The sequence below is a fragment of the Pseudomonas quercus genome (assembly GCF_012033695.1).
Lineage (GTDB): Bacteria > Pseudomonadota > Gammaproteobacteria > Pseudomonadales > Pseudomonadaceae > Aquipseudomonas > Aquipseudomonas quercus.
In genome coordinates this window covers 1-24,377 of the sequence record NZ_JAAVJI010000011.1, presented here as the reverse complement: position 1 = coordinate 24,377, position 24,377 = coordinate 1, and the positions used below count along the sequence as shown (strand labels likewise).

The window sequence follows — 24,377 nt, the reverse complement described above, 5'->3', positions numbered from 1 at the left end:
AGCCGAGGCGGCGCGTGAGCCCAAGCTACGTGCGAGGTTCTCGCAGTGTCGGGTCTGTTACCAGCATGAACAGGCGGAACAGCACCACGGTGGTCATCAGCTGTACTAGGCCGTTCAAGGTATCCAGGGCGATGGACAGGGGCAGGCTGTCGTCGTCAGGGAAGACGGCCACGCTGGCATAGTCGATCAGCCACAACGGTAATAGCACGGCCAGCACACAGCCGAGCACGCGCCAGAAAGGCCCCCGGGTCAGCTCAAAGCTTTGCTTGATGGCCGCCAGCGGGCTAAGGCCACGCAGCACCAGCAGGTATTCTGCAAACGCCAGGCGGGCCATGAGCCACAGGCCGGGCAGTAGCCACAGCGCCATGCCTAATAAAATGGCCAAGGAGGAAATGGCCGCCAGCAGTGCAAAGCGCGGCCATAGCCGCACGCCCATGCCCAGCAGCATTTTCAGGGAGGGCTGTTCACCGTTGCTGCGTGAGTCCAGGTACAGGATCAAGGCCGCGGTGTAGAGCGGATAGAACAGCAGCGCCACCAGGATGTCGAATGCTCCACGTACGTTTTCGGCCACATGGTGGTCCACCAACTGCTCGGCCAGTGACTGAAGCAGCAGCAAAGGCAGGCACAGCTGTACGATCGCCAGCAGGTGAGTACGGAAGAAGTAGAAGGAGTCTTGAAGAATGGTGAGCGGGTTCATCACGCCAGTGTCTTGGGTCAGCAGGCCCACCACTCTACCGGATGGGCCCGGCAGGGCAAACGGGGGGAGAGTGATTAACAATCTTTCATCGCGCCACGTCGTTGAAACCAAGGGGCACAGCCCCATAATGTCTGCATCAGGCCCTTGCAGGGCCGCCTGACAGAGAGGTTGCCATGAACACTGATGAGCAGAGCCTGATCGACGGACTGTTTTCCCGCCTCAAGCAAGCGGAAACCGAAGGCAGTATCCGCGATACGCAGGCCGAACAACGCATCCATGAACATGTGAGCAAGCAGCCAGCGGCGCCGTATTACATGGCCCAGGCCATTCTGGTGCAGGAAGCGGCAGTCAAGCGCCTGGACCAGATGAACCAGCAGCTCAAGGCCGAACTTGAGCAAGCCAGGGCGGCCAGCGCCAAGGCACCCGCCCAGAGTGGTGGGTTCCTGTCGGGCATCTTCGGCGGCGGCCGCGACCCATCGCCTGCGCCTGCGCAGCCAGCGTCTTCAGGCGGTGGCTGGCGAGAGCCGGCGCGAGGTTCTGCACCGCCGTCGCAGCCGCCTCAATACCAGCCTGGTTATCAACAGCCCGCTTACCAACAACCAGGGTATGCGCAACCACAGGCCGCTGGCGGCGGCTTCATGCGCGGTGCGTTGCAAACGGCGGCTGGCGTAGCGGGGGGCGTGATGCTGGCTGAGGGCATCAGCAGCCTGTTCCACCACGACAACCCGCAGGAAATCGTGGAAATCATTCGCGAGGAGCCTGCGCCGGCTGCGGATCACGGCGGCGACTGGGGCAATGACAACAACCAACAGGCCGTAAGCGATAACAACGACTGGAACAACGACAGTGGCGGCCTCTCCGACACTGACTATAGCGGCGACAGTGGAGGGTTCCTCCCGGATGACGACGACTACGTCTGAAGCCATACCTGCACCTGTCGGCAAACGGCGTATTGCGTTGTTTGCCGACGTGCAAAACCTCTATTACACCGTGCGCCAAGTGCACGGTTGTCACTTCAATTACGCGGCCCTTTGGGGCCAAGTGGCCCGGCGCGGTGACATTGTGCTTGCTTATGCCTACGCCATTGACCGTGGTGACCCCAAGCAGCAACAGTTTCAACGCATCCTGCGGCAGTTGGGCTTCGAGGTGAAACTCAAGCCCTACATCCAGCGCAGCGACGGCTCTGCCAAAGGTGACTGGGACGTGGGTATCACCATAGACCTGCTGGAAGCAGCGGCCGATGTGGACGAGGTGGTGCTGGCTTCGGGAGACGGTGATTTCGATTTGCTCCTGCAACGGGTTCACCAGCGTCATGGTGTCGAAACCACAGTGTTTGGTACCCCAGGCCTGACGGCCGGGTCGTTGATTCGTGCCGCTACGAACTACATCCCTATCGAGGGCGAGCTGCTGCTGCGCCACTGAACTGGACAGGCGCCGTTTCCCTCGTACACTGAGCAGCCTTCCTGGCTGCCGAGCGCCTGTCATGCCATCCCGTCCTGTTCCCGCCTTGCTGGTGGGTGCCTTTCTTGCGCTGTACCTGGTTTGGGGCTCCACCTATCTGTTTATCCGCATTGGCGTGGAGTCCTGGCCACCGCTGACCATGGCGGGCATCAGGTTTCTGGTAGCCGGTGCCATTTTGTACGGTGTACTGCGTGCCAGAGGTGCCCCTCGGCCCACGGCCCCGCAATGGCGGGCCGGTGGCTGGGTTGGTCTGCTGTTGCTGGCATGTGGCAATGGCGGCGTTACCCTGGCTGAACACGCTGGCGTCGCCTCGGGCGTTGCGGCATTGGTGATCGCTACCATGCCGCTGTTTACACTGCTGTTTGGCTTGCTCTGGGGGCAACGTAATTCGTGGCTGGAATGGACGGGCATCCTGTTGGGTATTGCCGGTATTGCATTGCTCAACCTGGGCGCCAACCTTCAGGCCAGCCCGGCCGGTGCAGCGTTGTTACTGTTTGCCGCAGCCGCCTGGGCCTTTGGCTCGGTGTGGAGCCGCTACCTGCCGCTGCCCGCAGGCGGCATGGCCAGCGCAGTGGAAATGCTGATCGCAGGCGCTGCCTTGTTGCTGGCCGGCCTGTTGAGTGGTGAGCGCCTGCATGCCTGGCCCACCCTGTCAGGCTGGCTGGCCCTGGCCTACCTCATTTTCTTTGGCTCAATACTAGCGTTCAACGCCTACATGTACCTGCTCAAGCACGTGCGGCCGGCGGCGGCCACCAGCTATGCCTATGTAAACCCTGTGGTAGCCGTATTGCTGGGTGTCACCTTTGCCGGTGAACACATTGGGGCCTGGGAGATGGTGGCCATGGGGGTGATTGTTGGGGCAGTGGTGTTGATTGGTTTGCCCCAATGGCGCCGCCGTTGAGCGTGGATACCGGGTAAACTGCGCGCCTTGCCAGTCCATTTTTCAGGTACACCCGATGACTTTCGCTTCACTGGGCTTGATCGAGCCGTTGTTGAGCCGCTTGCACAGCCTTGGCTACGAGAAGCCCACGCCTGTTCAGGAGAAGGCGATTCCCGCTGTGCTCGCGGGCCGCGACCTGATGGCAGCGGCACAAACCGGCACTGGCAAGACCGCAGGCTTTGCCTTGCCGGTGTTGCAGCGCCTTACCCTGCAGGGCAGCCAGGTCGCGAGTAACAGCGTGCGAGCCTTGGTGCTAGTGCCCACCCGTGAACTGGCCGAACAGGTGCATGGCAATATCCAGGCCTATGCCGTGGGCCTGCCCCTGCGTACCTACGCGGTATACGGCGGGGTGAGCATCAACCCGCAGATGATGGCATTGCGCAAGGGTGTGGATGTGCTAGTCGCCACGCCAGGCCGTTTGCTGGACCTGAGCCGCCAGAACGCTGTGAAGTTCGGCCAGGTCGAAACCCTGGTGCTGGACGAAGCCGATCGCATGCTGGACCTGGGCTTTGCCGAGGAATTGCGCAGCCTGTATGCAGCCCTTCCAAAACAACGGCAAACCTTGCTGTTCTCGGCCACGTTCTCCGATGACATTCGGCTATTGGCCGGCCAGATGCTCAATGACCCGTTGAGTATCGAAGTGAGCCCGCGAAACCAGGCGGCGACTAGCGTTCGCCAGTCTGTTGTGCCTGTGGACAAGAAGCGCAAGCCTGAGCTGTTCTGCCACCTGCTGCGCCAGCGACGTTGGAAGCATGTGCTGGTGTTTGCAAAAACCCGTAACGGCGTGGACCAACTGGTAGAGCGCCTTCAGGGGCTTGGTGTGGCCGCTGATGGCATTCATGGGGACAAGCCCCAGGCAACGCGCCAACGAGCACTGGACAACTTCAAGGCAGGCGAGCTCACGGTGCTGGTGGCAACGGATGTAGCCGCGCGGGGGCTGGACATTCTGGACCTGCCCTTGGTGGTCAACCTGGACCTGCCCATTGTGGCCGAGGACTACATTCATCGCATTGGCCGTACAGGCCGCGCAGGCGCTACAGGTGAGGCTATTTCCCTGGTCTGCGCAGATGAAGTGGAACAACTGGCGGCCATCGAGGCCATGATCCGGCAAACCCTCAAGCGAGTGGAGGAGCCGGATTTCGAACCTGAGCACCGCGTGCCGGAAACCACCGCCGGTGGGCAGATACTCAAAAAGCCCAAGAAACCTAAAAAGCCCAAGACCACGGGTGGCAAAGCCACCCTGGGGCGCTGGACCGAAAGCCGTGAGGTTGCCGCCCCAGAGCCTGAAATAAAGCCTGTGCGCAAGGTACCGGCGTTCAATACCGGGCCGCGCAAGCGCAAGCCTTAAGGTAGGTGGCGGTGATTGGCCAGGTAGGTTAAAACGCCTTCGGCTGCACGCCGCCCGCTGGCAAAGCAGGCGGTAAGCAGGTAGCCACCCGTGGGCGCTTCCCAGTCCAGCATTTCCCCAGCGCAGAATACGCCTGGTAGGGCCTGGAGCATCAAGCCATCATCCAGTGCGGAGCGGCAGACCCCACCCGCGCTGCTGATGGCTTCTGCCAGCGGGCGAGGGCGCAGCAGCTTCAGGGGCAGCGCCTTGATCGTTTTCGCCAACCGCGGCAGGTCTTGGTACACGGCCGCCTCGCTACATTCACGCAGCAGGGCAGCTTTTACGCCATCGAGCCGCAGCTGGCCTTGCAGGTGGCGGGCCATGGAGCGTGCGCCCCGTGGTTTGCTCAAGGCGGCTTCCACTTGGGCCAGGCTGCGCGCGGGCAGCAGGTCCAGGAACACGTCGCAATAGCCTTGGCGGTCGATGGCCTCGCGAATCGGCGCAGACAACGCGTACACCAGGCTGCCTTCCACGCCTGTTTCCGTTACCACGCACTCGCCCACACGGGGCGCTTCTCCGGCCAGTTGCAAGGTAATGTTCTTCAAAGGGGCGCCTGCGAAGCGCTCCTTGAGCAAGGCACTCCAGCCCTGGGTTTCAAAGCCGCAATTGGCGGCCTGCAACGTTCGGGTAGCCACGCCTCGGGCTGAAAGCCATGGTAGCCAGGCACCATCCGAGCCCAGGCGCGGCCAGCTGCCACCACCCAGTGCAAGCACCGTCGCCGAAGGGCGAACTACTATTTGCTGGCCTTCGTGAGTTATCAACAGGCCGCCGCTTTCATCCCAGCCCTGCCACTGGTGGCGGGTGTGGATAACCACCCCGGCGTCCCGTAGCCGCTTGAGCCAAGCACGCAGCAAGGGCGCGGCTTTCATGTCCGCAGGGAACACCCGGCCAGAACTGCCTACAAAGGTGTCGATACCCAGCCCGTGAATCCAGGCGCGCAGTGGCTCGGCGCCAAACGTGGCCAGCCAGCCTTCCGCCCAGCTAGCCTGTTCCCTATAGCGGCTTACAAATGCTGGAGCGGGTTCGGCATGGGTAATGTTCATGCCGCCTACACCCGCCAGCAGAAACTTGCGCCCTACCGAAGGCATTCGGTCATACACAGTGACAGCGTAGCCCGCCTGGCTCAAGACCTCCGCTGCCATCAGGCCGGCCGGCCCGCCGCCGATGATTGCGACCGTTGAGGCAGAGGAAGTAACAGCCATGGGGTTCACTGAGCAAAAAAGAGGGGCGCTAGTGTACCGGACCTTGTGTATAAACACCCCTGTGGAATCGATCAAAAAACAACCAGCAGTGCAAGGTGCCTGTATTTGCGGGTGGATTCAGGCTTTCACGCAGGTTATCCACAGGCCGTTCCACAGTGAATGTGGGTAAGCTTTGGCCCTGTCAGCTAAACCCAGTGTTCCATACCTCTGTGGCGACGGTATGAAGAATGCCATGTCGGCGGGCTAGGGCCTGCCGGTCCTTGCTGTAACCACCGCCGATCACACCCATCACTGCAATGCCACGCCCAGTGCAATGGTGCAACACCTGCCGGTCTCGAGCGGCCACACCGGCGTCCGTCAGTTGGAGATAGCCCAGGGCATCGTCCTTGTGAACATCCACCCCAGCGTCGTAGAGCACCAGGTCAGGCGCGTACAGTGGCAGAAGATAATTAAGCGCATCGTCCACAACCTTTAGGTATTCCTCGTCACCTAAGCCCCTTGCCAGGGGAATGTCCCAATCGCTATTGGCCTTGCGCACAGGAAAATTCTGCTCGCAATGCAGCGAAACGGTGATGGCGTCTGGTGTGTTCGCCAGTATGCGTGCCGTGCCATCACCTTGATGAACATCGCAATCGAAAATCAGTACCCGTTGCACGCGGCCGGCTTCCAGCAGGTAGCGGCTGACCACCGCCAGGTCGTTGAAGATGCAGAAGCCGGCAGGGTAATCAAAGTGCGCATGGTGGGTGCCGCCTGCCAAGTGGCAGGCCAGGCCATGGCGTAGCGCTAGTTCGGCAGTCAACAACGACCCGCCTACGGCACGTACTGTGCGCCGAGCAAGGGCTTCACTCCAGGGAAGGCCCAGCCGCCGCTGGTCTTCGCGGGACAATTCGCCTGCCATGTAGCGCTCTATGTAATCCGGGGCATGGGCAAGTGCCAGCACGTTCGGCGGGCAGAGGTCAGGCGCGTGCAAGTGCTCAGGCACGGCGATGCCTGTGGCCACCAGGTGGTCATGCAGTAGGCGAAACTTCTCCATGGGGAAGCGGTGCTCGGCGGGGAAGGCCGGGCTGTAGTCATCGTGATAAACCAGAGGTAAGCGCATGGTGGGCTGCGTGGCACGAAAGCCTGGAGTGTGCCACCTCTGTGACTTCAGACAAAGCAGTGCTGGTCGCTACGCTAATGGATCAAGGTATGATGGCCACTTATAAGATTTTGTAAGCCGAGGTAACACCACATGAGCCACGTTCTCGACGACCTGGTCAGCTTGCTGAGCCTGGAACCCATCGAAGAAAACCTGTTTCGTGGCCACAGCCAGGACCTGGGCTTCCGTCAGCTGTTCGGCGGCCAGGTACTGGGGCAGGCCTTGTCGGCCGCTTGCCAGACAGTGGAGGACAGTCGCCACGTCCACTCGTTGCACGGGTACTTCCTGCGCCCTGGTGATGCTGCACTGCCTGTGGTGTACATGGTCGATCGCGTACGTGACGGCGGCAGCTTTTCCACCCGCCGTGTGACAGCAGTGCAAAAAGGCAACACGATTTTCACCGCTTCGCTGTCCTTCCAATACGATGAAGAAGGCTATGCCCACCAACGCCAGATGCCCAACGTAGTGGGGCCGGAAAACCTGCCTACTGAACTTGAGCTATTGCGCCTTGGTGAGAACCTGATCCCTTCCCCTATGCGGGAAAAGCTGCTGTGTGCCAAGCCCATTGAGATGCGCCCGGTGACCGAAGGTGACCCTTTCAATCCCAAGCCAGGCGATCCAGTCAAATACGTGTGGTTCCGGGCTGACGGCGCCTTGGCGGACAACCCTGCGCTTCACAAGTACGTCATGGCCTATGCGTCTGATTTCAACCTGCTGACCACAGCGCTGTTGCCCCACGGCAAAAGTGTTTGGCACAAGGACATGCAATTGGCCAGCCTGGACCATGCACTGTGGTTCCATGGCAACCTGATCGCGGACGACTGGCTGCTCTATGCGTTGGACAGCCCGTGGGCAGGCAACTCACGCGGGTTCTCTTGCGGTAGCGTGTATAACCGTGCCGGGCAACTGGTAGCCTCCTCGGCCCAGGAAGGGCTGATTCGCCATCGCAAGGACTGGGCATGAAGCTGAGCGAGATTCGCCACTGGGTGTTCGACATGGACGGCACCCTGACCATTGCTGCCCATGACTTCATGGCCATTCGGGCCGAACTGGACATTCCGTTAGAGGACGATATTCTCGGCCACCTTGCTGCGCTGCCTGCTGAAGAAGCTGCGGCCAAACATGCCTGGTTGCTGGAGCACGAGCGAGAGGTAGCCCTTGCCTCACGGGCTGCAACAGGTGCTGTGACACTGGTACGTACCCTGGCTGAACGCGGTCATTGCCTGGGCATCCTGACCCGCAATGCACGAGAACTGGCGCACATCACCCTGGCAGCCATTGGCATTGGCGACTGTTTTGCACCTGAGTACATCCTCGGCCGTGACGAAGCCGCCTTCAAACCTGACCCTGAGGGGCTGCTCAAACTGGCGGCGGCTTGGCACGTACAACCCTCGAACATGGTGATGGTAGGGGATTACCGCTTCGACCTGGCCGCCGGCCGTGCGGCGGGTACGCAAACGGTGCTGGTAAACCAGCCCGACAACCCCTGGCCGGAGTTGACGGACTGGCATGTGGTAGATTGTGAAGCATTGCTTGGCAAGATTTAGGAGCGTTGGCAGGCATTGATGAATGCTTGATTAAGAGGCAGTGAACAGATTCTTCAGCGGTCGGGTTGGAAGGCGTGCGGCACATGCATAAGCATTTAAATGCCTATGCATCAAACCGTTTCATGCAGAGCAGTCAGGAACTTACGCGTGCCGGGAGGCCACACACCATTACTTTTCGCGATAGAGCCTTGCCATGTTTCCTTCTCTGAATCGTTTTTCTACCGCCCCCCCAGCATCAACCGGCGAGAAAGCCTCGCAGGGTGTATTGATCGGCAACCACAGCATGGAAACGTTGCTGCATACGGTTCGAGCTGATATCCATCCGCAAGTCGAGCGTACCTTCACTCACTGGTTGACGGTGCAGAAAGGCGCTGTAGAGGGAGCATTGTCGCCTCCCAATGCGTTGATGCTCGCTGCACTGGAATGCACGTCCAATGCCCTGCGTCAGTACGGGACGAACCTGCGGTCGTTGGATGAATTGCCCCAAAACGTTCATGTGCTGGCAAAGGAAGCGTTAGCGTTGGCGAAGGAAAGTCCCTTTCTGCAGCGTTGCATGCCACCTAACTCCATGGCCGCCCAATTTATCAAGAAGCTTGACCCTACCAAGGTCGACTTTCGCTTGGACGACATCGCTCGGCTCCAGAGTCAGGGCTTTGGAAAGGGAACGCCGTTCGACAGGATTGCGCCCGAACATCGCTGGCGAATGTGCATAGATCCAGCGCGCCTTCGGTTCATAGACCATCACATGAGCCAGGCTAGTACGAACCCAATGCTGCCCTTGCTATTCGATTCCGAGCCGTCCTACCTGCATGGGATGCTAAACGCGTGGTCGGTGTCGATGCGACACCTGGACCATCCGCTGGATGATCGTTTCTTGAGCCTCCTGCACGGAGCCTGCGAGTCGAGTTCGTCTACGAATGGCGACGGGCTCAATGAGCAGGGCGGCGTATTCATGGTGAGCATCGGCCCAAATATGTCGCCCGACGGGCGGGACGAATTGCTGGCCTTCGCACGCAGAATTCGTAGGGTCGTGCCAAATTATGGCGTGACCAAAAACCCCAATCCAATAGCCCACATGCAACATATTCGGCAGTTGGCCAGCGCCCCCGACCGCGAAGCGCTTTGGAAAAGCATCGAGCCAGAGCACAGCGGCATGGTAATCCGCTCACCGATTCCCGGCCCCACCCTAAAGGCGCTTATCGCGGAACTATTTCAGGACTACCAAACGCGTTTGCGCGATAGGCCAGAACAGACACTTGAAAACATCGTTCAGTTATGCCAGGAGTTAGAGCGCCTTCATCCATTCGGCGACGGTAACTGCCGGACCTTTGGTGTGTTGCTGATGAATCATCTACTCACGCGCCATGGTTTGCCGCTAACCATGATGGATGACCCCAACGTATTGGATGGTTACTTACTGTCGGAATGCGTCACCAAGGTCAAGGAAGGCCAAGAGCGGGTAAAGCAATGGATAGCTCCGGTATCAACCAGCATGCCTGGCCCTAGGGTAAGAACCCGGCTGCAATCGCGATTGGAGGCTGAAAGTAGCCGGCGTAGGGATACGTCCGCGAATTAAGCCATGTGAGCATTCACCGTGCAATCCGACGACAGTAATATGGCCGTTGTCGATTGGGGCTATTATTGCGGTACGGTTTGCATTGATGGAGTGTTGTGAGGCACATCTGCTGATCGTTCAACTTCGATCTCGCGCAGACCACGCTGGCCGTGAACAGATTCTTCAGCAGTCGAAGTCGATGGCCAAGCGGTAGAACGGCCGGCCGTGCGGCGGGTACGCAAACGGTGCTGGTAAACCAGCCCGACAACCCCTGGCCGGAGTTGACGGACTGCCATGTGGAGGGTTGTGAAGCGTTGATGGGGCTGATTTGAACGTGGCCACTACCCGAGCGTAGGCAAAGCCTGGCGCCTACAGCGGGTATTAAAGGTCACTGTAGGTCGTTAGGTTTTAGAGGCGTTGTGCATTGAACGTATTGCACTGGTCCAGCTTGCCGCCTTCAAACCCGGTCTTGAACCAATGCACGCGCTGGGCCGATGTACCATGGGTGAAGGAGTCGGGCACCACGCGCCCTTGGCCCTGTTGCTGGAGACGATCATCGCCAATGGCATTGGCAGCGTTCAGCGCCTCTTCCACATCCCCAGGCTCCAGCCAGTGCAGGCGTGCTTGGGCATGGTTGGCCCAGATGCCAGCAAAGCAGTCGGCCTGCAACTCTTGGCGCACCAGCAGCCCGTTGTCACCTTCCAGCTTCTGACCGCTTTGGCGGGCTTTATCGACTTGATCGGAGATTCCCAGCAAGGTCTGCACATGGTGGCCCACTTCGTGAGCAATCACGTACGCCTGGGCAAAATCACCTGCTGCGTTGAAGCGCTGGCTCATTTCGGTGAAGAAAGCAGTGTCCAAGTACACCTTGCGGTCACCTGGGCAGTAGAACGGGCCCACAGCCGACGTGGCGCGACCACAGGCCGAATTCACCTGGCCACCGAACAATACAAGGGTTGGGTCCTGATACTGGCGACCGTTTTCCTTGAAGATCGCCTGCCAGGTATCCTCAGTGTCCCCAAGAATGGATTGTACGAACTGGGTCTGTTCGTCGTTGCCTGCAGGCGCCGTGCGCTGCTGGGTGGGGGCTGAAGAGGTGGCCTGCCCTGTAAGCTGCCCCAATATCTGCATAGGGTCCTGGCCGGTGAGCAGCCCAAAACCAACGATCAGCACGACTGCGCCCAGGCTCAGGCCTTTGCCGCCAATGCGCATTCCTCCGCCACCGCCACTGCTACCTTCCCCTCGGGCATCCACCACGTTGTCGCTACGCCGGCCTTTTTTCCAAAGCATGCTCGTGTCTCTCCTTTGTCATTTTTCATAACCATTAGGTTATGTAAGAACCGCATATTTTCAGTGGTCGAGCGGTGTCCTTTGTTCGACACTCACTGCCTGTGTATTTGCCGATACGCCCTATAAATCCAAGAACAGGAGCTCGACATGTCTGAACAAGACACCCGTCGTTTCATGATCCGTGACCGCAACTGGCACCCCAAGGCGCTGACCCCTGACTACAAGACTTCGGTGCCGCGCTCGCCCCGCCAGGCTTTGGTCAGCATTCCGCAAACCGCCAGCGAAAGTACCGGCCCGGACTTCTCACACCTCGAACTTGGACGATTCGACAACGATCTGCTGCTGAATTTCAATCAGGGCGGGTTACCCATTGGCGAGCGCATCATTCTTGCCGGGCGCGTAGTGGACCAGTTCGGCAAGCCAGTGACTCAAACCTTGGTGGAAATCTGGCAAGCGAACGCCGGCGGTCGCTATCGCCACAAGAATGACCGCTACCTGGCGCCGCTGGACCCTAATTTCGGTGGCGTGGGCCGTACCCGTACGAACGCGGAAGGCTATTACAGTTTTCGAACCGTCAAACCAGGCCCCTACCCATGGCGCAACGGCCCTAACGACTGGCGCCCGGCCCACATTCACGTGTCAGTCAGTGGGCCGTCCATTGCTACCCGCCTGATTACCCAACTTTATTTCGAAGGGGACCCCCTCATCCCTATGTGCCCCATTGTGAAGTCGATTGCCAACCCTGAGGCCGTACAGAGCTTGGTTGCACGCCTGGACATGACTAACGCCAACCCTATGGATTGCCTGGCCTATCGGTTTGACATCGTGTTGCGTGGCCAGCGCCAGACCCATTTCGAAAACTGCTGAGAGGAGTGATACACATGCCTGTTCAATACCTGCAGGAAACCCCTTCGCAGACCGCTGGCCCTTACGTGCATATCGGCCTTGCCTTAGGGGTTGCCGGTAACCCGACCCGCGATCAGGAAATCTGGAATGAAATGGCTAAACCCGGCGCGCCAGGGGAGCATATTTTGCTTCTAGGCAACGTGTACGACGGCAACGGCCACCTGATCCGCGATTCCTTTCTGGAGTTCTGGCAAGCCGACAGCCAAGGGCGCTACGACACTGAATACAACCTGGACAAGCCGTTCAACAGCTTTGGCCGAACCGCCACCACGTTCGATGCCGGGGAGTGGAACCTGCATACAATCAAACCAGGCGTTGTGACGACCACGGCGGGTATTCCAATGGCGCCGCACATCAACGTGAGCCTGTTCGCCAGGGGCATCAACATTCACCTGCAAACGCGCATTTACTTCGATGACGAAGCCCAAGCCAATGCCAAATGCCCGATCCTTAACTTGATCGAACAACCGCAACGCCGTGAAACCCTGATTGCAAAGCGCTGCGAAGTGGAAGGCAAAACTGCGTACCGGTTTGATATTCGTGTGCAAGGCGAGGGCGAAACGGTGTTCTTCGACTTCTAACAGGCCTGCAGCTTTTCAATCCCACGCGGGCGCGAAGTCCGGGCTCACCAAGCGTTTGTGCTTGGGCAGCCCGGCGATCAACGCCCGGTCCTCGTCATCCAGCCGTACCTTGAACGCGTCCAGGTTGCTCTGCTGGTTCTTCACACTGGCAGCCTTGGGAATAGCAGCCACGCCGCCCTGGTCTAGCAGCCATTTCAAGGCGACCTGCGTAGGCAGCACACCGTGCTTCTGCGCGATGCGTTGAAGTTCGGGGTAGCTCGACACCTGGTTGCGCGCAAGGGGGCTGTAGGCGGTCAGGGCTAGATCATGGGTGCGGCAGAAGTCCAGCAAGGGCTGCTGGTTCAAGGCCACATGGTATTCCACCTGCAAGGCCGCCAGCGGAATGCCCAGCGTTTCGAAGGCCCGGCGCATGAGAGCGAGCGGAAAGTTGGCCACCCCAATGGCTCTGGCTTTGCCACTGGCTTTGATCGCCGCCAGTGCTTCCAGGCTGGCGTCCATGTTCCAGCCCTCCCGGCCTGGCCAGTGAATCAGGAACAGGTCGATATAGTCCGTGTTCAAGGCCTTGAGGCTGGCGTCGAACGAGGCCTGCATGGCCGCAGGCGCCAGCTGGTCCCACCACACCTTGCTGGTCACGTGAATAGCGTCCCGCGCCACGGAGGTGTGGGTAAGTGCGGCGCCAACGGCGGCTTCATTGTTATAGGCCGTCGCCGTGTCGATGTGCCGGTAGCCCATGTCCAGTGCGCTCAGTACAGCGGTTGTGCATTCAGGGCCTAGCATGGGCCAAGTGCCCAGGCCCAGTTTGGGCATGTTCAGGCCATGGGCATTGTGGAGGGTGTGCATGAAGGCTTCCTCGATGAATCAGTCTGTTCGTATGGTGTTCGGGCACTCGATGCCTGATTGTAGGAAGCCTGCTCCCCTGGCGCCAATGGCCTCGCTTACAAAGGGGGCGAAGATCGCCCACGCTTATCCAGGCTTTGGCACGGTAAGGTTAACTGCATTTTTTATCGCTGGCCGGGTAGGCTGCATTGAACTGATGCCAGAAGAACAGGCTTGTCCGGACGCGCAAACTGGGTTCTAAATACACCAACTTCAACTGTGGCAGGTGCTTGATGACGCAGCGTGTGTTCTCCCTGGCTGCACTGACCGTACTGGAACTGTCACCGGTAGACATGATCGAGGTCGCGGCCCGGGCAGGGTATAGCCACGTAGGTTTGCGCACTGAGCCGGCCACGGCGCAAGAACATCACTTTGCGCTGTTGAACGACCCTTATCTGCGCAAAGCCACCCTCCAGCGTTTAAAAGACACCGGCGTGAAAGTGCTGGACCTGGAGATCCTGCGGCTCAAGCCTGAAACGGACATCCGCTTGTTCGAGCCTCACCTGGCATTTGGTGCCCAATGCGGTGCCACGGAGTTGCTGGTGGCAGGCAATGATCCGGACCTGGATCGATGCGCGGCACGCTTCGCTGCACTGTGTGAGCTAGCCATAGGCTACGGCCTCCACCCCCACTTGGAGTTCATGCCATGGACCCAAGTGCCTGACCTCGCCACTGCGGCTCAGGTGGTGGCGCAAGCCGGCCAGCCCAATGGCTGCATCCTCGTGGACGCTTTTCATTTCAACCGCTCAGGCTCGCACTTGTCGCAACTGGAACAGCTGCCGGTAGCCTGGATGCGCTACGCTCAGCTGTGTGATATAGCCGGCCCTGCACCTACCGACATGGACCAGATACTGTACGAGGCACGCCATGAGCGGTGCCTGCCCGGCGAGGGTGACTGCGATTTGCCGGGCCTGCTGCAAGCACTGCCCAAGGGTATTGCGATCAGTGTTGAAATCCCGACCCGCCGCCTGATGGAGCAGGGCAAGAGTGCGCTGGAGCGCGCTACCCTGGCATTGGACGCCACCCGCCGCGTACTGGAACGCCTTTAACCGATGACCCATTCCACTTCGTCGCTCACCGGTACCAGCCAACCGCTGAAGGGCATGCTGCTGATCGTGATCGCCACGTTGTTGTTCGCCAGCCATGACGTGCTGTCCAAGTACCTGTCCGGCATCTACCCGGTCATGTTAGTGATCTGGGTGCGTTATCTGGTGCACACGCTGCTGATGATGGGGATCTTCCTGCCGCAATCCGGGCTGCGCATACTGCGCACGCGGCGCCCCTGGCACCAGGTACTGCGAGCCCTTTGCCTGCTAGGTACCAGCCTGCTGTTCGTGTCCGGCTTGCAATACATACCCCTGGCGGAGGCTACGGCGGTCAACTTTCTTGCGCCTCTGATGGTGACGGCGTTGTCGGTGCCTTTGCTGGGCGAGCGTGTGAGCGCTGGCCAGTGGGCGGCAGTGCTGGTGGGCTTCGGCGGCGTGATGACCATTGTGCACCCCGGGGGCGAGCTGTTTACCCCTGCCATCCTGTTCCCTTTCGGCTCAGCGTTGTGCTTCTGCTTCTACCAGATACTGACCCGTAAAGTAGCAGAGGTGGACAGCCCTACCACCAGCAACTTCTTCGCCGGTATCTTCAATACCGTGCTCATGAGCGCAGTGGTGCCCTTTTTCTGGCACTGGCCTACCTGGTTCGACGGGCTGTTCATGATCGCGCTGGGAGCCTGCGGGATGACCGCGCACCTGCTGCTCACCCAAGCGTTTCGTTACGCCCCGCCTGCGCTGCTTGCCCCTTTAGGCTATTGCCAGATCGTATTTGCAGGCATCTACGGGTTCCTGGTGTTCGGCCACAGCCCAACCACGACCACCGTCATAGGCATCGCAGTGATCTGCGGCAGTGGCATAGCCGCTGCCTGGGTACAGCGGCGCGCGCGCCCAGCCTCGCCACCTTTAGCCGCAGCACAGCCCCAGCCTTCAGGCGCTGGGGGTAATACACAGGCGCCCGCCGCAAAGACCGCGTGAAGCCTGACAGGTGCGAAGCGGGCGGTAATCGAACGGAATACTAACCAGCTGGTACGCTTGCGCAGGATTGTTTTCAGGTATAAACCTACCCACAAAACCCAAAGCATTCGGCCTAGCCAGCCGGTCAGTGGTGCGCGGTGGCCGTTGGGTCATGGGCCATTGCCCACGCGCCCTCAGGAGTAGAGCATGCACCGTTCGATCGCCACCGTTTCCCTCAGCGGCACCTTGCCGGAAAAACTCGAAGCCATTGCCGCAGCGGGCTTCGATGGGGTGGAGATCTTCGAAAATGATCTTCTTTATTACGACGGCAGCCCTCGGGAAATCCGCCAGATGTGTGCGGACCTGGGCATCGCCATCACATTGTTCCAACCCTTCCGGGACTTCGAGGGCATTCCCCGCGAGCGCATGGCCCGCAACCTGGAGCGTGCCGAGCGCAAGTTCGAACTGATGCAGGAACTGGGCACTGACCTGGTGCTGGTGTGCAGCAACGTGGCACCGGACGCCATAGGTGAGCACCAGGTGCTGGTGGACGATATGCGCCTGCTGGCCGAACGGGCGGCGGTGCATGGCTTGCGCATTGGCTACGAAGCCCTGGCCTGGGGCCGCCACGTCAATACCTGGCAGCAGGTGTGGAATATCGTTAAAGCCGCAGACCATCCCAACCTGGGTGTGATCCTGGACAGTTTCCATACGCTCTCTCTGCGTGGGGACCCGTCGGGCATTGCGCAGCTGCCGGCCGACAAAATCTTCTTTGTGCAAATGGCCGATGCGCCCCTGCTGGCCATGGACGTGCTGGAGTGGAGCCGTCACTTCCGCAACTTCCCAGGGCAGGGCGATTTCGACTTGCCAGGTTTTCTTGCGCCTATCCTCAAGACGGGTTACCAAGGGCCGCTGTCGCTGGAAATCTTCAACGACGACTTTCGTGCTGCGCCCCCACGTGCCAACGCTGCCGATGGGTTGCGCTCGCTGCTGTACCTGGAGGAGAAGACGCGCGAATTGCTGGCACGTGAGGGCACTGACAAGGCGAGTACCGCGCCACTGTTTTCCACCCCGCCTGTGGCCAGCTACGACGGCGTCGAATTCCTGGAATTTGCCGTAGACGAAAGCACCGGCGCCAAGCTCAAGCATTGGCTGGGGCAGTTGGGCTTTACCGTGGCAGGGCAGCACCGCTCGAAAAGTGTGACGCTGCTACGGCAGAACGATATCAACCTGATCCTCAATTCCGAACCCTATTCCTTCGCTCATAATTTCTTCGAAGCCCACGGGCCTTCGCTCTGTGCGACCGCGTTGCGGGTGCCGGACAGCGCCAAAGGCTTGCAGCGCGCTGTGGACTACCAGGCCCAGCCTTACCGGGGCCTGGTAGGGCCCAACGAGCGAGAGTTGGCAGCGGTACGCGCCCCTGACGGCAGCCTGTTGTACCTGGTAGACCCAGACGCCCAAGGCCGCACCATCTACGACACGGACTTCAACCTCAACGCCCAGGCTCAGGGGCCAGCAGGCAGGCTTAACCGCATCGACCACATGGCGATGGCGTTGCCTCCGGAGGCATTGGACACCTGGGTGCTGTTCTATAAAACCGTACTGGACTTCACGGCCGATGACGAAGTGGTATTGCCCGACCCCTACGGCCTGGTAAAAAGCCGCGCCATCCGTAGCCGTTGCAGCTCGGTACGGCTGCCACTCAACATTTCCGAAAACCGTGGCACGGCGATTTCCCATGCGCTGTCGTCCTATCGCGGGTCGGGCGTACATCACATTGCTTTCGACTGCGACGACATTTTTGCCACCGTTACCCAGGCCAAGGAAGCGGGCTTGCCGTTGCTGGAAATTCCACTGAATTACTACGACGACCTGGCAGCCCGTTTTGACTTCGATGACGAGTTTCTGAGCGAGCTGGCCTACTTCAACGTGCTGTATGACCGCGACGCCAACGGCGGCGAACTGTTCCACGTCTACACCGAACCCTTCGAGAACCGCTTCTTCTTTGAAGTCATTCAACGCCGCGGTGGTTATGCCGGTTATGGCGCGGCCAATGTGGCAGTGCGCCTGGCCGCCATGGCCAAGGCACGCAGCGGTGCCGCCCGCCAGGCTCGGCTGTAAATATCAGGAGGGAAGCGGCTCAGCCCTGGAGCGGCTTCCTTCCTGTTGCCTAGGGGCACATAATTACCGCTGATCCCTACAGGCCCACAGCCCATGACAACAGCACAAGACGTGAGCGTGCCTGACGCACCACGACGTACCCGCAAGAACAACCCTGAGAAAACCCGCGAAAACATTCTCCAGGCGGCCATTACTGAGTTCGTGGCCCAGGGCTTGGCAGGCGCGCGCGTTGACGCCATTGCCGAGCGCACGCACACCTCCAAGCGGATGATCTACTACTATTTCAGCAGCAAGGAACAACTGTACGTCGAAGTGCTGGAAAAGCTGTATGGCGAGATTCGACATACTGAAAGCAGCATGCACCTGACCGAGCTGGAGCCGTTCGAAGGCCTGAAGCGCCTGGTGGAATTCACCTTTGACCACCATGACCGCAACGTGGATTTTGTACGCATCGTGTGTAACGAAAACATCCACCAAGGCGAGTACATCAAACAATCCAGCGCTATTCGCAGCATGAACCACACCGTGCTGCTCCAGCTTGAAGCCCTGTTGGCCAAAGGTGTTGCAAGCGGTGTGTTCCGTGAAGGCCTGGCTGCCATCGACGTCCATATGCTGATCAGTTCGTTCTGCTTCTACCGCGTATCGAACAAGCACACCTTTGGCGAAATCTTTCAGGTGGACTTCGAGGATGCCGCGCTCAAGCAGCACCATAGGGCGATGATCGTGGAGGCGCTGGTCAGGTTCGTGAGGGCATAGGCAGGGGCGGCAAGCTGCCACCCACCTTCCCCAGTCGCGTTACCCGTTCATGCTATGGAAATGCGCGCTCATGCGCTCGGCATCGGCTTGCAGGCCGGTAAACAGCTCAAAGGCTTTTACCGCCTGGAACACCGCCATGGTGCTGCCATCCAGGGTGCGGCAGCCCAGCGCACGGGCATCGCGTAGCAGCTCGGTTTCCAAGGGAAAATACACAATCTCTGCCACCCACAGGTCCGCGCGCAGCAAGCCGCGTGGCACTGGGGTACCTGGCAGCTTGGCCATACCCATAGGCGTGGTATTGACCAGGCCGTCCGCTGTAGCCATATCCACGGTCAGGTCGGCACCGACCTTGGCGCGTTCGCCAGGGAAGTTCGCGTTCAGGTTATCCACCAGGGTATGCGCGCTCTTGGGGTTCACATCGAACACGGTTAGCTGCTTCACGCCTTCCATCAACAGGGCATGAGCCACGGCCGAACCCGCGCCGCCTGCGCCCATCTGGATCACGTGTTCGCGCGCCGCCTGCGAAAGGCCGCGCCTGAAGCCTTCGGCAAAGCCCAGGCAATCGGTGTTATGGCCCACGCGCTGTCCATCCTTGAGCACCACGGTGTTCACAGCGCCAATCCCTTTAGCCTCGGGTGACAGCGCATCGAGGTGCGGGATGATGGCTTGCTTGCTAGGGAAGGTGACATTGAGCCCTGTGAAACCCATGCGTTGGGCCGACGTCAGCAGCGCCTCCAGCGCGGTGTTGTCCAGCTTGAGCGTATCGAGGTCGATGAGCCGATACACATAACCCAACCCTTGGGCTTTGCCTTCCTGCTCGTGCATGGCGGGGGTGCGTGACAGTTGAATGCCCGAACCGATCAGGCCCGCGAGGATACTACCGGGAGGGGTGGCGGTCATGGAGAACTCCGTTGTTATTGTTGGCTCGCGTTAAATTGTACCAGCCGGTTACCTGGGTCAATGGCTTTCCTGGCATCTGTCATGGGGTCGCGTCGAAACCGGGCGGCAATCGGTCACTGGGGCCTGGAAACTGCAGTGCCGGCGTCGGCAGGAAGCCTCCACACGTCCAAGGTGGCAACCAAGGTCAGCAGGCCTACCATGATGAACACGGCATGGAAGACCGGCTCACTGGCTTCAGGTAGCCCCAGTACACCCTGGGCCACCCGTAGCAGGATCACTGCCAGGGCAACACCCAAGCCGAAGGCCAGTTGCTGGACCATGCTGAACAGGGTGTTGGCGGGTGCCATCAATGGTGAAGGAATGTCTGCAAATGCCAGGCTCTGGTAAGCGGTAAAGCCCATGGAGCGTGCCATGCCGGACACTACCAGCACGGGTACAACCACCCACAAGGGCGTGCTCGCAGTGATCAGCGCACAGGCAAACGTTGTGATCGCCAGTACGGCGATGCTGCCCAGCAACGTCGTTCTGAAGCCCAGGCGGCGCAGGATTCGGGACGTCATTGGTTTCATGCCGATGTTGCCGGCAAACAACGCCAGCACCAGCAAGCCGGAGTGGAGGGGGTCCAGACCAAATGCGAGCTGAAACATCAGCGGCAGTAGAAAGGGTGCGGTGCTGACGGTTGCCCGGTACAGGAAACCGCCGCGTACGGTGACGGCATAGGTGGGTGTTTCCAAAACGCCCAGCCGCAGCAGTGGGGCAGGTGCCACCCGCAAATGCCGCACCAACACCCACAGCATCATGGTGCTGCCTGCCAGCCACAGGTAACTTGCAGCGGCGGCTGGCCGTTGGCCTATCTGCTCCAGGCCATACACTAACGCGCCACATCCCAGCGCACAGTACACGAACCCTACCCAGTCGAAGGGGAGGTGATCCTCCTTCAAAAGCGGTGCTTGAGGCATCAGGCGCCAGGCAAACATCAGCGCGAGTGTGCCAAGCGGCAGGTTCAACAGAAATATCCAATGCCAAGACGCATAACGGGTGATGAAACCACCCAAGGGCGGCCCCAGCACGGGCGCAATCAAGCCGGGCCACGTGATGAGTGCGATCGCCCCAAGCAGGTGATGTTTTTCGGTATTGCGTAGCACGGCCAACCGCCCCACGGGCACCATCATGGCCCCGCCTATGGCTTGCAGCACGCGCGCCAGCACGAACTGCCAGAGGGCCTGGCTGGCCGCGCACAGTACTGAGGCGGCGGTAAACACGGCCAGTGCGGCCATGAACACACGCCTGTGGCCGAAGCGTTCTGCGGCCCACCCGCTGGCGGGAATGAATACGGCCAAGGTAAGCACGTAGGCGGTGATACCGATGTTTACATCCACCGCCTGTACCCCGAAGGACAAGGCCATGGCAGGAAGCGCCGTCACAATCACAGTGGCGTCGAGGTTGTCCATGAAGAACGCTGCCGCCACCAGCAACGCCAGCCACCGTGCGCGTGAAGGCGGCAAGGTCAAAGCCGTTGGTGTAGTCAAATACCCTCCTGGTCAGCGTGTGCCATAACGGTCCCAGGGCGGTGTTTGTCAACCGGGCGGGGCCCTGTCCCTGCAACTGCTGAAGATGTCCAAGGCAGGTTTATAAACCTGGGTCTGCACATTGAACAGGCCAAGCAGCGAATGAAACACAACGTCATGGCTTAAGTCAGCCTCATCGCGCTTCGCCGCCAGGCAGTCGCGAGACACGCCGGCATCAGCCAGTGTGTTCTGGCCGAACCATAGCACCATGGGCACGTGCTTCTGGGTTTCCGGCGCAATGGCATAAGGCGCCGCATGGAGGTACAGCCCATTTTCGCCCAGTGACTCACCATGGTCTGAGACGTACCACATGGACGTGTCGAAGCGGGCCTGGTTGGCCTTGAGCAGGTCGACCACGCGGGCCAGGAAATGATCGGTGTACACAATAGTATTGTCGTACACGTTGTTGAGGGACTCGCTACTGCAACTGCCCAACTGATTGGTATGGCAGACCGGCGTGAAGCGCTCCATCGCCGGTGGATACCGCAGGTAGTACTCCGGGCCATGGCTGCCGTCGGAGTGAAGGAAAATCACCCCATTGCCGTCCATTGAGTCAATGTCGGCCTGCAGGCCCTCAAGAAGGGATTCGTCCAGGCAGTTGTGGCCATCGCAATAAGGGCCGGGCTGGTTTTTCGGAATGTCCCGGTGAGGGCTACGCAGGCACGTGCCCTTGCAGTCACTGTTGTTTTCAACCCACAGCACCTTCACGCCAGCGTGCTGGAAGACATCCAGCAGGCTCTCGACCGTCTTGCCCTTTTTGTCGGTGTAGTCTTTGCGCTCGAACATCGAGAACATGCACGGCACCGACACGGCGGTCGAGGTGCCGCAGGAATGGACCTGGGTGTAGTTCAGTACATCGAGCCGGCTTAACTCAGGGTTGGTATCCCGGCCATAGCCGTTGAGGGAAAAGTGATCGGCGCGGGCGGTTTCACCTACCACGAAAATCATCAACTGCTTGCGTGGTCCTGGTGCCTGTTGAGCCGCGTCAGTCCCTATGGGCTGGACGGTCAGGTGCTCATGCAAACCCAACTGCTCCTTGGCCAGCTTGGCGCCGGCATAGATGAAGTTAGTGGGGTTGATGAAGTGGGTCAGTTGGTCATGCTGGCGCAGCAGAGGGCCGTAGGTGGAGTAGAACGCGGCCACGGCGCTTACTAACAGCAGGGCAGCCAACAGGGCGACGCCCAGCTTGTTGGCTAGCCCGCGCAACGGTGCCGCATAGCGCACAGGCCACACCCAGATCAGTACGGCAGGTAGAGCACCGAGCAGCAGCAGGTAGGCCAGCATTTTTGCACTGAGCAGGTCCGCCACCTCGGCCGGGTTGGTCTCCATCACGTTCTGCATCATCACAGTGTCAATGGCAACGCCGTAGTTACCCATGAAGTAGGCGGCCGCTGCGGCACCCAGCACGGTAAGGCTCAGCACGGGTTTGAGCAGGGGGCGGAACGAAAACCCGATAAACAGCAGGGTAAAGGCAGACCACAGGAACACGCCAAAAGACGCTTCGAACAGCAGACGCTTGAGGCCTTGAAGTTCCACAAGTGTGGCCAGGGCATGCCAGCTGGCAACGTTGAATGCGACGACCAGAAAGGCCGAGAACAGCATCACCATGCGGGAAGAACCGATGGCGGGGAAACGGCGTGCGACAGTCATGGACACTCTGCCTGAGCGCGTGGGCAAGCCCGGAAACGGGGTCGGCGCAGAGGGTAGAGGCGAATTCGTAAGTACGGAGTGAGCAGCGCGTGAAGAAAATGTGAAACGCCGGGGCACAGGCCCCGGGTTAAGGCAGGGTTCAGCGACGAACGAGCAGTACCCCGGCTTCCATATGGTGGGTATACGGGAACTGATCGAACAGGGCGCAGCGCTCGATACGGTGGCTGCTGTTGAGCTGTTCCAGGTTGGTTGCCAGGGTTTCAGGATTACAGGACACGTACAGAATGTTATCGAAGCGGCGGGCCAGCTCGCAGGTGTCTGGGTCCATGCCGGCGCGGGGAGGGTCCACAAAGACAGTGCCAAACTGATAGCTGGTCAGGTCTACACCCTGTAGCCGGCGGAATTCGCGCACGCCATTGAGGGCTTGGGTCAGCTCTTCGGCGGACAAACGCACTAGCGTCACGTTGTCCACCCCATTGTCGGCCAGGTTGTGCAAGGCAGCCGCCACACTGGTTTTACTGATTTCGGTGGCCAGTACCTTGCGCACGCGTGTAGCCAGCGGCAAGGTAAAGTTACCGTTGCCACAGTACAGCTCCAGCAGGTCATCCTCGCGTTCGCCAAGGGCCTCATGGGCCCAGTTGAGCATATGCCCGCACACAGTGCCGTTGGGTTGAGTGAACGCGCCCTCGGGCTGGCGATAACTGAAGGTACGGCCGGCGACGGTCATCTGCTCGGTGACAAAGTCTTGGCCAAGCACCACGCGCTGGCCCCGCGAGCGGCCGATCACAAACACACCAAGCCTTGTTGCCAAAGCCTGCGCAGCGGCTTCCCATTGGGCGTCCAACGGGCGGTGATAACACAAAGTGATCAGGGCATCGCCTGCCAGGGTGGTCAGGAACTCTACCTGGAACAGCTTGTGCCCCAGGTTTTCGTCCGCGTGCCACGCTGCTTTGAGCAGCGGCATCAGCGCATTGATGCGCTGGCTGGCCACTGGAAACTGGTCGATCAGAATGGGCGTGCGGTTATCCCCAGGCGCGAACATCGCATAGTGACGCTGGCCACCTTCGCGCCACAGGCGAAACTCCGCCCGAAGGCGGTAGTGTTCTCGCGGGGACTCGAATACCTGTGGTGCAGGCGCATCGAAAGGTGCAAGCAGCCCTCGAAGGCGATCGACCTTGGCTTGCAGTTGCTCGGCGTACCCCGCCGGGTTTACGGCAGTCATGCGTTGAACCACGCCAGCTTGATCACGAACAGCACCGACAGGATGACCAGCGCCGGGTTCAGGTCCCGCAGGCGGCCGGAGGCCAGCTTCACGGCCGTCCAGGTGATAAAGCCGAAGGCGATACCATTGGCGATGGAGTAGGTGAGGGGCATGGCCAGGGCAGTGACTACCACAGGCGCGGCTTCGGTGATGTCGTCCCAGTTGATTTCTGCCAGGCCCGAGGCCATGAGCACGGCCACGAACAGCAGGGCCGGGGCGGTGGCATAGGCCGGAACGCTACCGGCCAGCGGTGCGAAGAAGAGTGCCAGCAGGAACAGCACGCCTACCACAATGGAGGTAAGGCCCGTCCGCCCGCCGGCACTCACGCCTGCCGCCGACTCGATGTAGCTGGTGGTAGTGGAGGTGCCCAGCAGGGACCCGGCCATGGCCGCAGTGCTGTCGGCGATCAGCGCCCGGCCCATCTTGGGCATGTGGCCGTCCTTGCCCATGAGCCCTGCACGCTTGGCCACCCCGATCAGGGTGCCGGAGTTGTCGAACAGGTCCACGAACAGGAAGGCGAAGATCACGCTCACCAGGCCGA

At 60.1% G+C, this 24,377-nt stretch carries 23 protein-coding genes and 1 pseudogene; 14 read left to right on the top strand and 10 right to left on the bottom strand.

The window, feature by feature from the left end:
• Window positions 1-25: 25 nt before the first annotated feature.
• Entirely contained in the window at window positions 26-697 is a 672-nt protein-coding gene (locus HBH25_RS16720) for a YciC family protein (RefSeq protein WP_168085212.1), read from the bottom strand.
• A 173-nt stretch (window positions 698-870) separates the two neighbouring features.
• Between HBH25_RS16720 and HBH25_RS16715 the strand changes: the two genes are divergently transcribed.
• From HBH25_RS16715 to rhlE1, 4 genes are all read left to right on the top strand, one after another.
• A complete protein-coding gene (locus tag HBH25_RS16715) occupies window positions 871-1,617 on the top strand; it encodes a DUF2076 domain-containing protein (protein ID WP_168085082.1) in 747 nt (248 codons plus the stop codon).
• On the top strand, window positions 1,598-2,119 hold the full coding sequence (locus tag HBH25_RS16710; protein ID WP_168085081.1) for a LabA-like NYN domain-containing protein: 522 nt from the start codon (window positions 1,598-1,600) through the stop codon (window positions 2,117-2,119). Before HBH25_RS16715 ends, HBH25_RS16710 begins: the two co-directional genes overlap by 20 nt.
• 61 nt (window positions 2,120-2,180) lie before the next feature.
• Window positions 2,181-3,059 (top strand): drug/metabolite exporter YedA, encoded by an 879-nt coding sequence (yedA, locus tag HBH25_RS16705; RefSeq protein WP_168085080.1) that lies wholly within the window; start codon window positions 2,181-2,183, stop codon window positions 3,057-3,059.
• A gap of 55 nt (window positions 3,060-3,114) precedes the next feature.
• Window positions 3,115-4,446 (top strand): RNA helicase RhlE1, encoded by a 1,332-nt coding sequence (gene rhlE1, locus HBH25_RS16700; RefSeq protein ID WP_168085079.1) that lies wholly within the window; start codon window positions 3,115-3,117, stop codon window positions 4,444-4,446.
• On the opposite strand, the gene HBH25_RS16695 is transcribed toward rhlE1, so the two are convergent.
• Both HBH25_RS16695 and HBH25_RS16690 read right to left on the bottom strand, forming a co-directional pair.
• Window positions 4,443-5,687, bottom strand: a complete 1,245-nt coding sequence (locus HBH25_RS16695) for a TIGR03862 family flavoprotein (protein ID WP_168085078.1) — start codon at window positions 5,685-5,687, stop codon at window positions 4,443-4,445. The two genes, rhlE1 and HBH25_RS16695, sit on opposite strands and share 4 nt — an antisense overlap.
• Before the next feature lie 181 nt (window positions 5,688-5,868).
• Window positions 5,869-6,786, bottom strand: a complete 918-nt coding sequence (locus HBH25_RS16690) for a histone deacetylase family protein (protein WP_168085077.1) — start codon at window positions 6,784-6,786, stop codon at window positions 5,869-5,871.
• Between the two features lie 132 nt (window positions 6,787-6,918).
• On the opposite strand from HBH25_RS16690, the gene HBH25_RS16685 reads away from it, so the two are divergent.
• The 4 genes and pseudogenes from HBH25_RS16685 to HBH25_RS23390 all read left to right on the top strand — a co-directional run.
• Entirely contained in the window at window positions 6,919-7,788 is an 870-nt protein-coding gene (locus HBH25_RS16685) for an acyl-CoA thioesterase (RefSeq protein WP_168085076.1), read from the top strand.
• Window positions 7,785-8,372, top strand: coding sequence for an HAD family hydrolase (locus HBH25_RS16680; RefSeq protein WP_168085075.1), 588 nt, complete (start codon window positions 7,785-7,787; stop codon window positions 8,370-8,372). The genes HBH25_RS16685 and HBH25_RS16680 overlap by 4 nt, the downstream gene beginning before the upstream one ends.
• Window positions 8,373-8,565: 193 nt before the next feature.
• Complete coding sequence (locus HBH25_RS16675; RefSeq protein ID WP_168085074.1) at window positions 8,566-9,948, top strand: Fic family protein; 1,383 nt, start codon at window positions 8,566-8,568, stop codon at window positions 9,946-9,948.
• A 200-nt stretch (window positions 9,949-10,148) separates the two neighbouring features.
• Window positions 10,149-10,259: pseudogene (locus tag HBH25_RS23390) on the top strand (HAD family hydrolase); the annotation flags it as partial.
• A 76-nt stretch (window positions 10,260-10,335) separates the two neighbouring features.
• On the opposite strand, the gene ypfJ reads toward HBH25_RS23390, so the two are convergent.
• Window positions 10,336-11,217: a KPN_02809 family neutral zinc metallopeptidase gene (gene ypfJ / locus HBH25_RS16665; RefSeq protein ID WP_168085073.1), complete on the bottom strand. Its 882-nt coding sequence runs from the start codon at window positions 11,215-11,217 to the stop codon at window positions 10,336-10,338.
• 147 nt (window positions 11,218-11,364) lie between these two features.
• Between ypfJ and pcaH the strand changes: the two genes are divergently transcribed.
• A complete protein-coding gene (gene pcaH, locus HBH25_RS16660) occupies window positions 11,365-12,084 on the top strand; it encodes a protocatechuate 3,4-dioxygenase subunit beta (protein WP_168085072.1) in 720 nt (239 codons plus the stop codon).
• 14 nt (window positions 12,085-12,098) lie between these two features.
• Window positions 12,099-12,704 (top strand): protocatechuate 3,4-dioxygenase subunit alpha, encoded by a 606-nt coding sequence (gene pcaG, locus HBH25_RS16655; protein WP_168085071.1) that lies wholly within the window; start codon window positions 12,099-12,101, stop codon window positions 12,702-12,704.
• A 15-nt stretch (window positions 12,705-12,719) separates the two neighbouring features.
• Here the strand turns inward: pcaG and HBH25_RS16650 are convergent, their stop codons facing one another.
• Window positions 12,720-13,544 carry an aldo/keto reductase gene (locus HBH25_RS16650; protein WP_168085070.1) on the bottom strand — a complete coding sequence of 275 codons (825 nt, stop codon included), beginning with the start codon at window positions 13,542-13,544 and terminating at the stop codon, window positions 12,720-12,722.
• A gap of 269 nt (window positions 13,545-13,813) precedes the next feature.
• On the opposite strand from HBH25_RS16650, the gene HBH25_RS16645 reads away from it, so the two are divergent.
• The 4 genes from HBH25_RS16645 to HBH25_RS16630 all read left to right on the top strand — a co-directional run bounded on the left by HBH25_RS16645 (window position 13,814) and on the right by HBH25_RS16630 (window position 18,457).
• On the top strand, window positions 13,814-14,629 hold the full coding sequence (locus HBH25_RS16645) for a sugar phosphate isomerase/epimerase family protein (protein WP_168085069.1): 816 nt from the start codon (window positions 13,814-13,816) through the stop codon (window positions 14,627-14,629).
• 3 nt (window positions 14,630-14,632) lie between these two features.
• Window positions 14,633-15,601, top strand: a complete 969-nt coding sequence (locus tag HBH25_RS16640; RefSeq protein ID WP_168085068.1) for a DMT family transporter — start codon at window positions 14,633-14,635, stop codon at window positions 15,599-15,601.
• Between the two features lie 186 nt (window positions 15,602-15,787).
• Window positions 15,788-17,701 (top strand): 3-dehydroshikimate dehydratase QuiC, encoded by a 1,914-nt coding sequence (quiC, locus tag HBH25_RS16635; RefSeq protein ID WP_168085067.1) that lies wholly within the window; start codon window positions 15,788-15,790, stop codon window positions 17,699-17,701.
• A gap of 93 nt (window positions 17,702-17,794) precedes the next feature.
• A complete protein-coding gene (locus tag HBH25_RS16630; protein WP_168085066.1) occupies window positions 17,795-18,457 on the top strand; it encodes a TetR/AcrR family transcriptional regulator in 663 nt (220 codons plus the stop codon).
• A 39-nt stretch (window positions 18,458-18,496) separates the two neighbouring features.
• On the opposite strand, the gene HBH25_RS16625 is transcribed toward HBH25_RS16630, so the two are convergent.
• The 5 genes from HBH25_RS16625 to HBH25_RS16605 form a co-directional block, all read right to left on the bottom strand.
• Entirely contained in the window at window positions 18,497-19,357 is an 861-nt protein-coding gene (locus HBH25_RS16625) for a shikimate dehydrogenase (protein WP_168085065.1), read from the bottom strand.
• Between the two features lie 113 nt (window positions 19,358-19,470).
• Complete coding sequence (locus HBH25_RS16620) at window positions 19,471-20,886, bottom strand: MFS transporter (RefSeq protein ID WP_229631956.1); 1,416 nt, start codon at window positions 20,884-20,886, stop codon at window positions 19,471-19,473.
• Between the two features lie 48 nt (window positions 20,887-20,934).
• Window positions 20,935-22,575 carry a phosphoethanolamine transferase gene (locus HBH25_RS16615; RefSeq protein ID WP_168085064.1) on the bottom strand — a complete coding sequence of 547 codons (1,641 nt, stop codon included), beginning with the start codon at window positions 22,573-22,575 and terminating at the stop codon, window positions 20,935-20,937.
• Window positions 22,576-22,714: 139 nt separating this feature from the next.
• The gene (trmA, locus tag HBH25_RS16610; RefSeq protein ID WP_168085063.1) at window positions 22,715-23,797 is read right to left on the bottom strand and encodes a tRNA (uridine(54)-C5)-methyltransferase TrmA; all 1,083 of its coding nucleotides are present in this window, start codon (window positions 23,795-23,797) and stop codon (window positions 22,715-22,717) included.
• The coding region (locus tag HBH25_RS16605; protein WP_168085062.1) for an NCS2 family permease at window positions 23,794-24,377 on the bottom strand (584 nt) is incomplete at its 5' end. The genes trmA and HBH25_RS16605, both read right to left, overlap by 4 nt.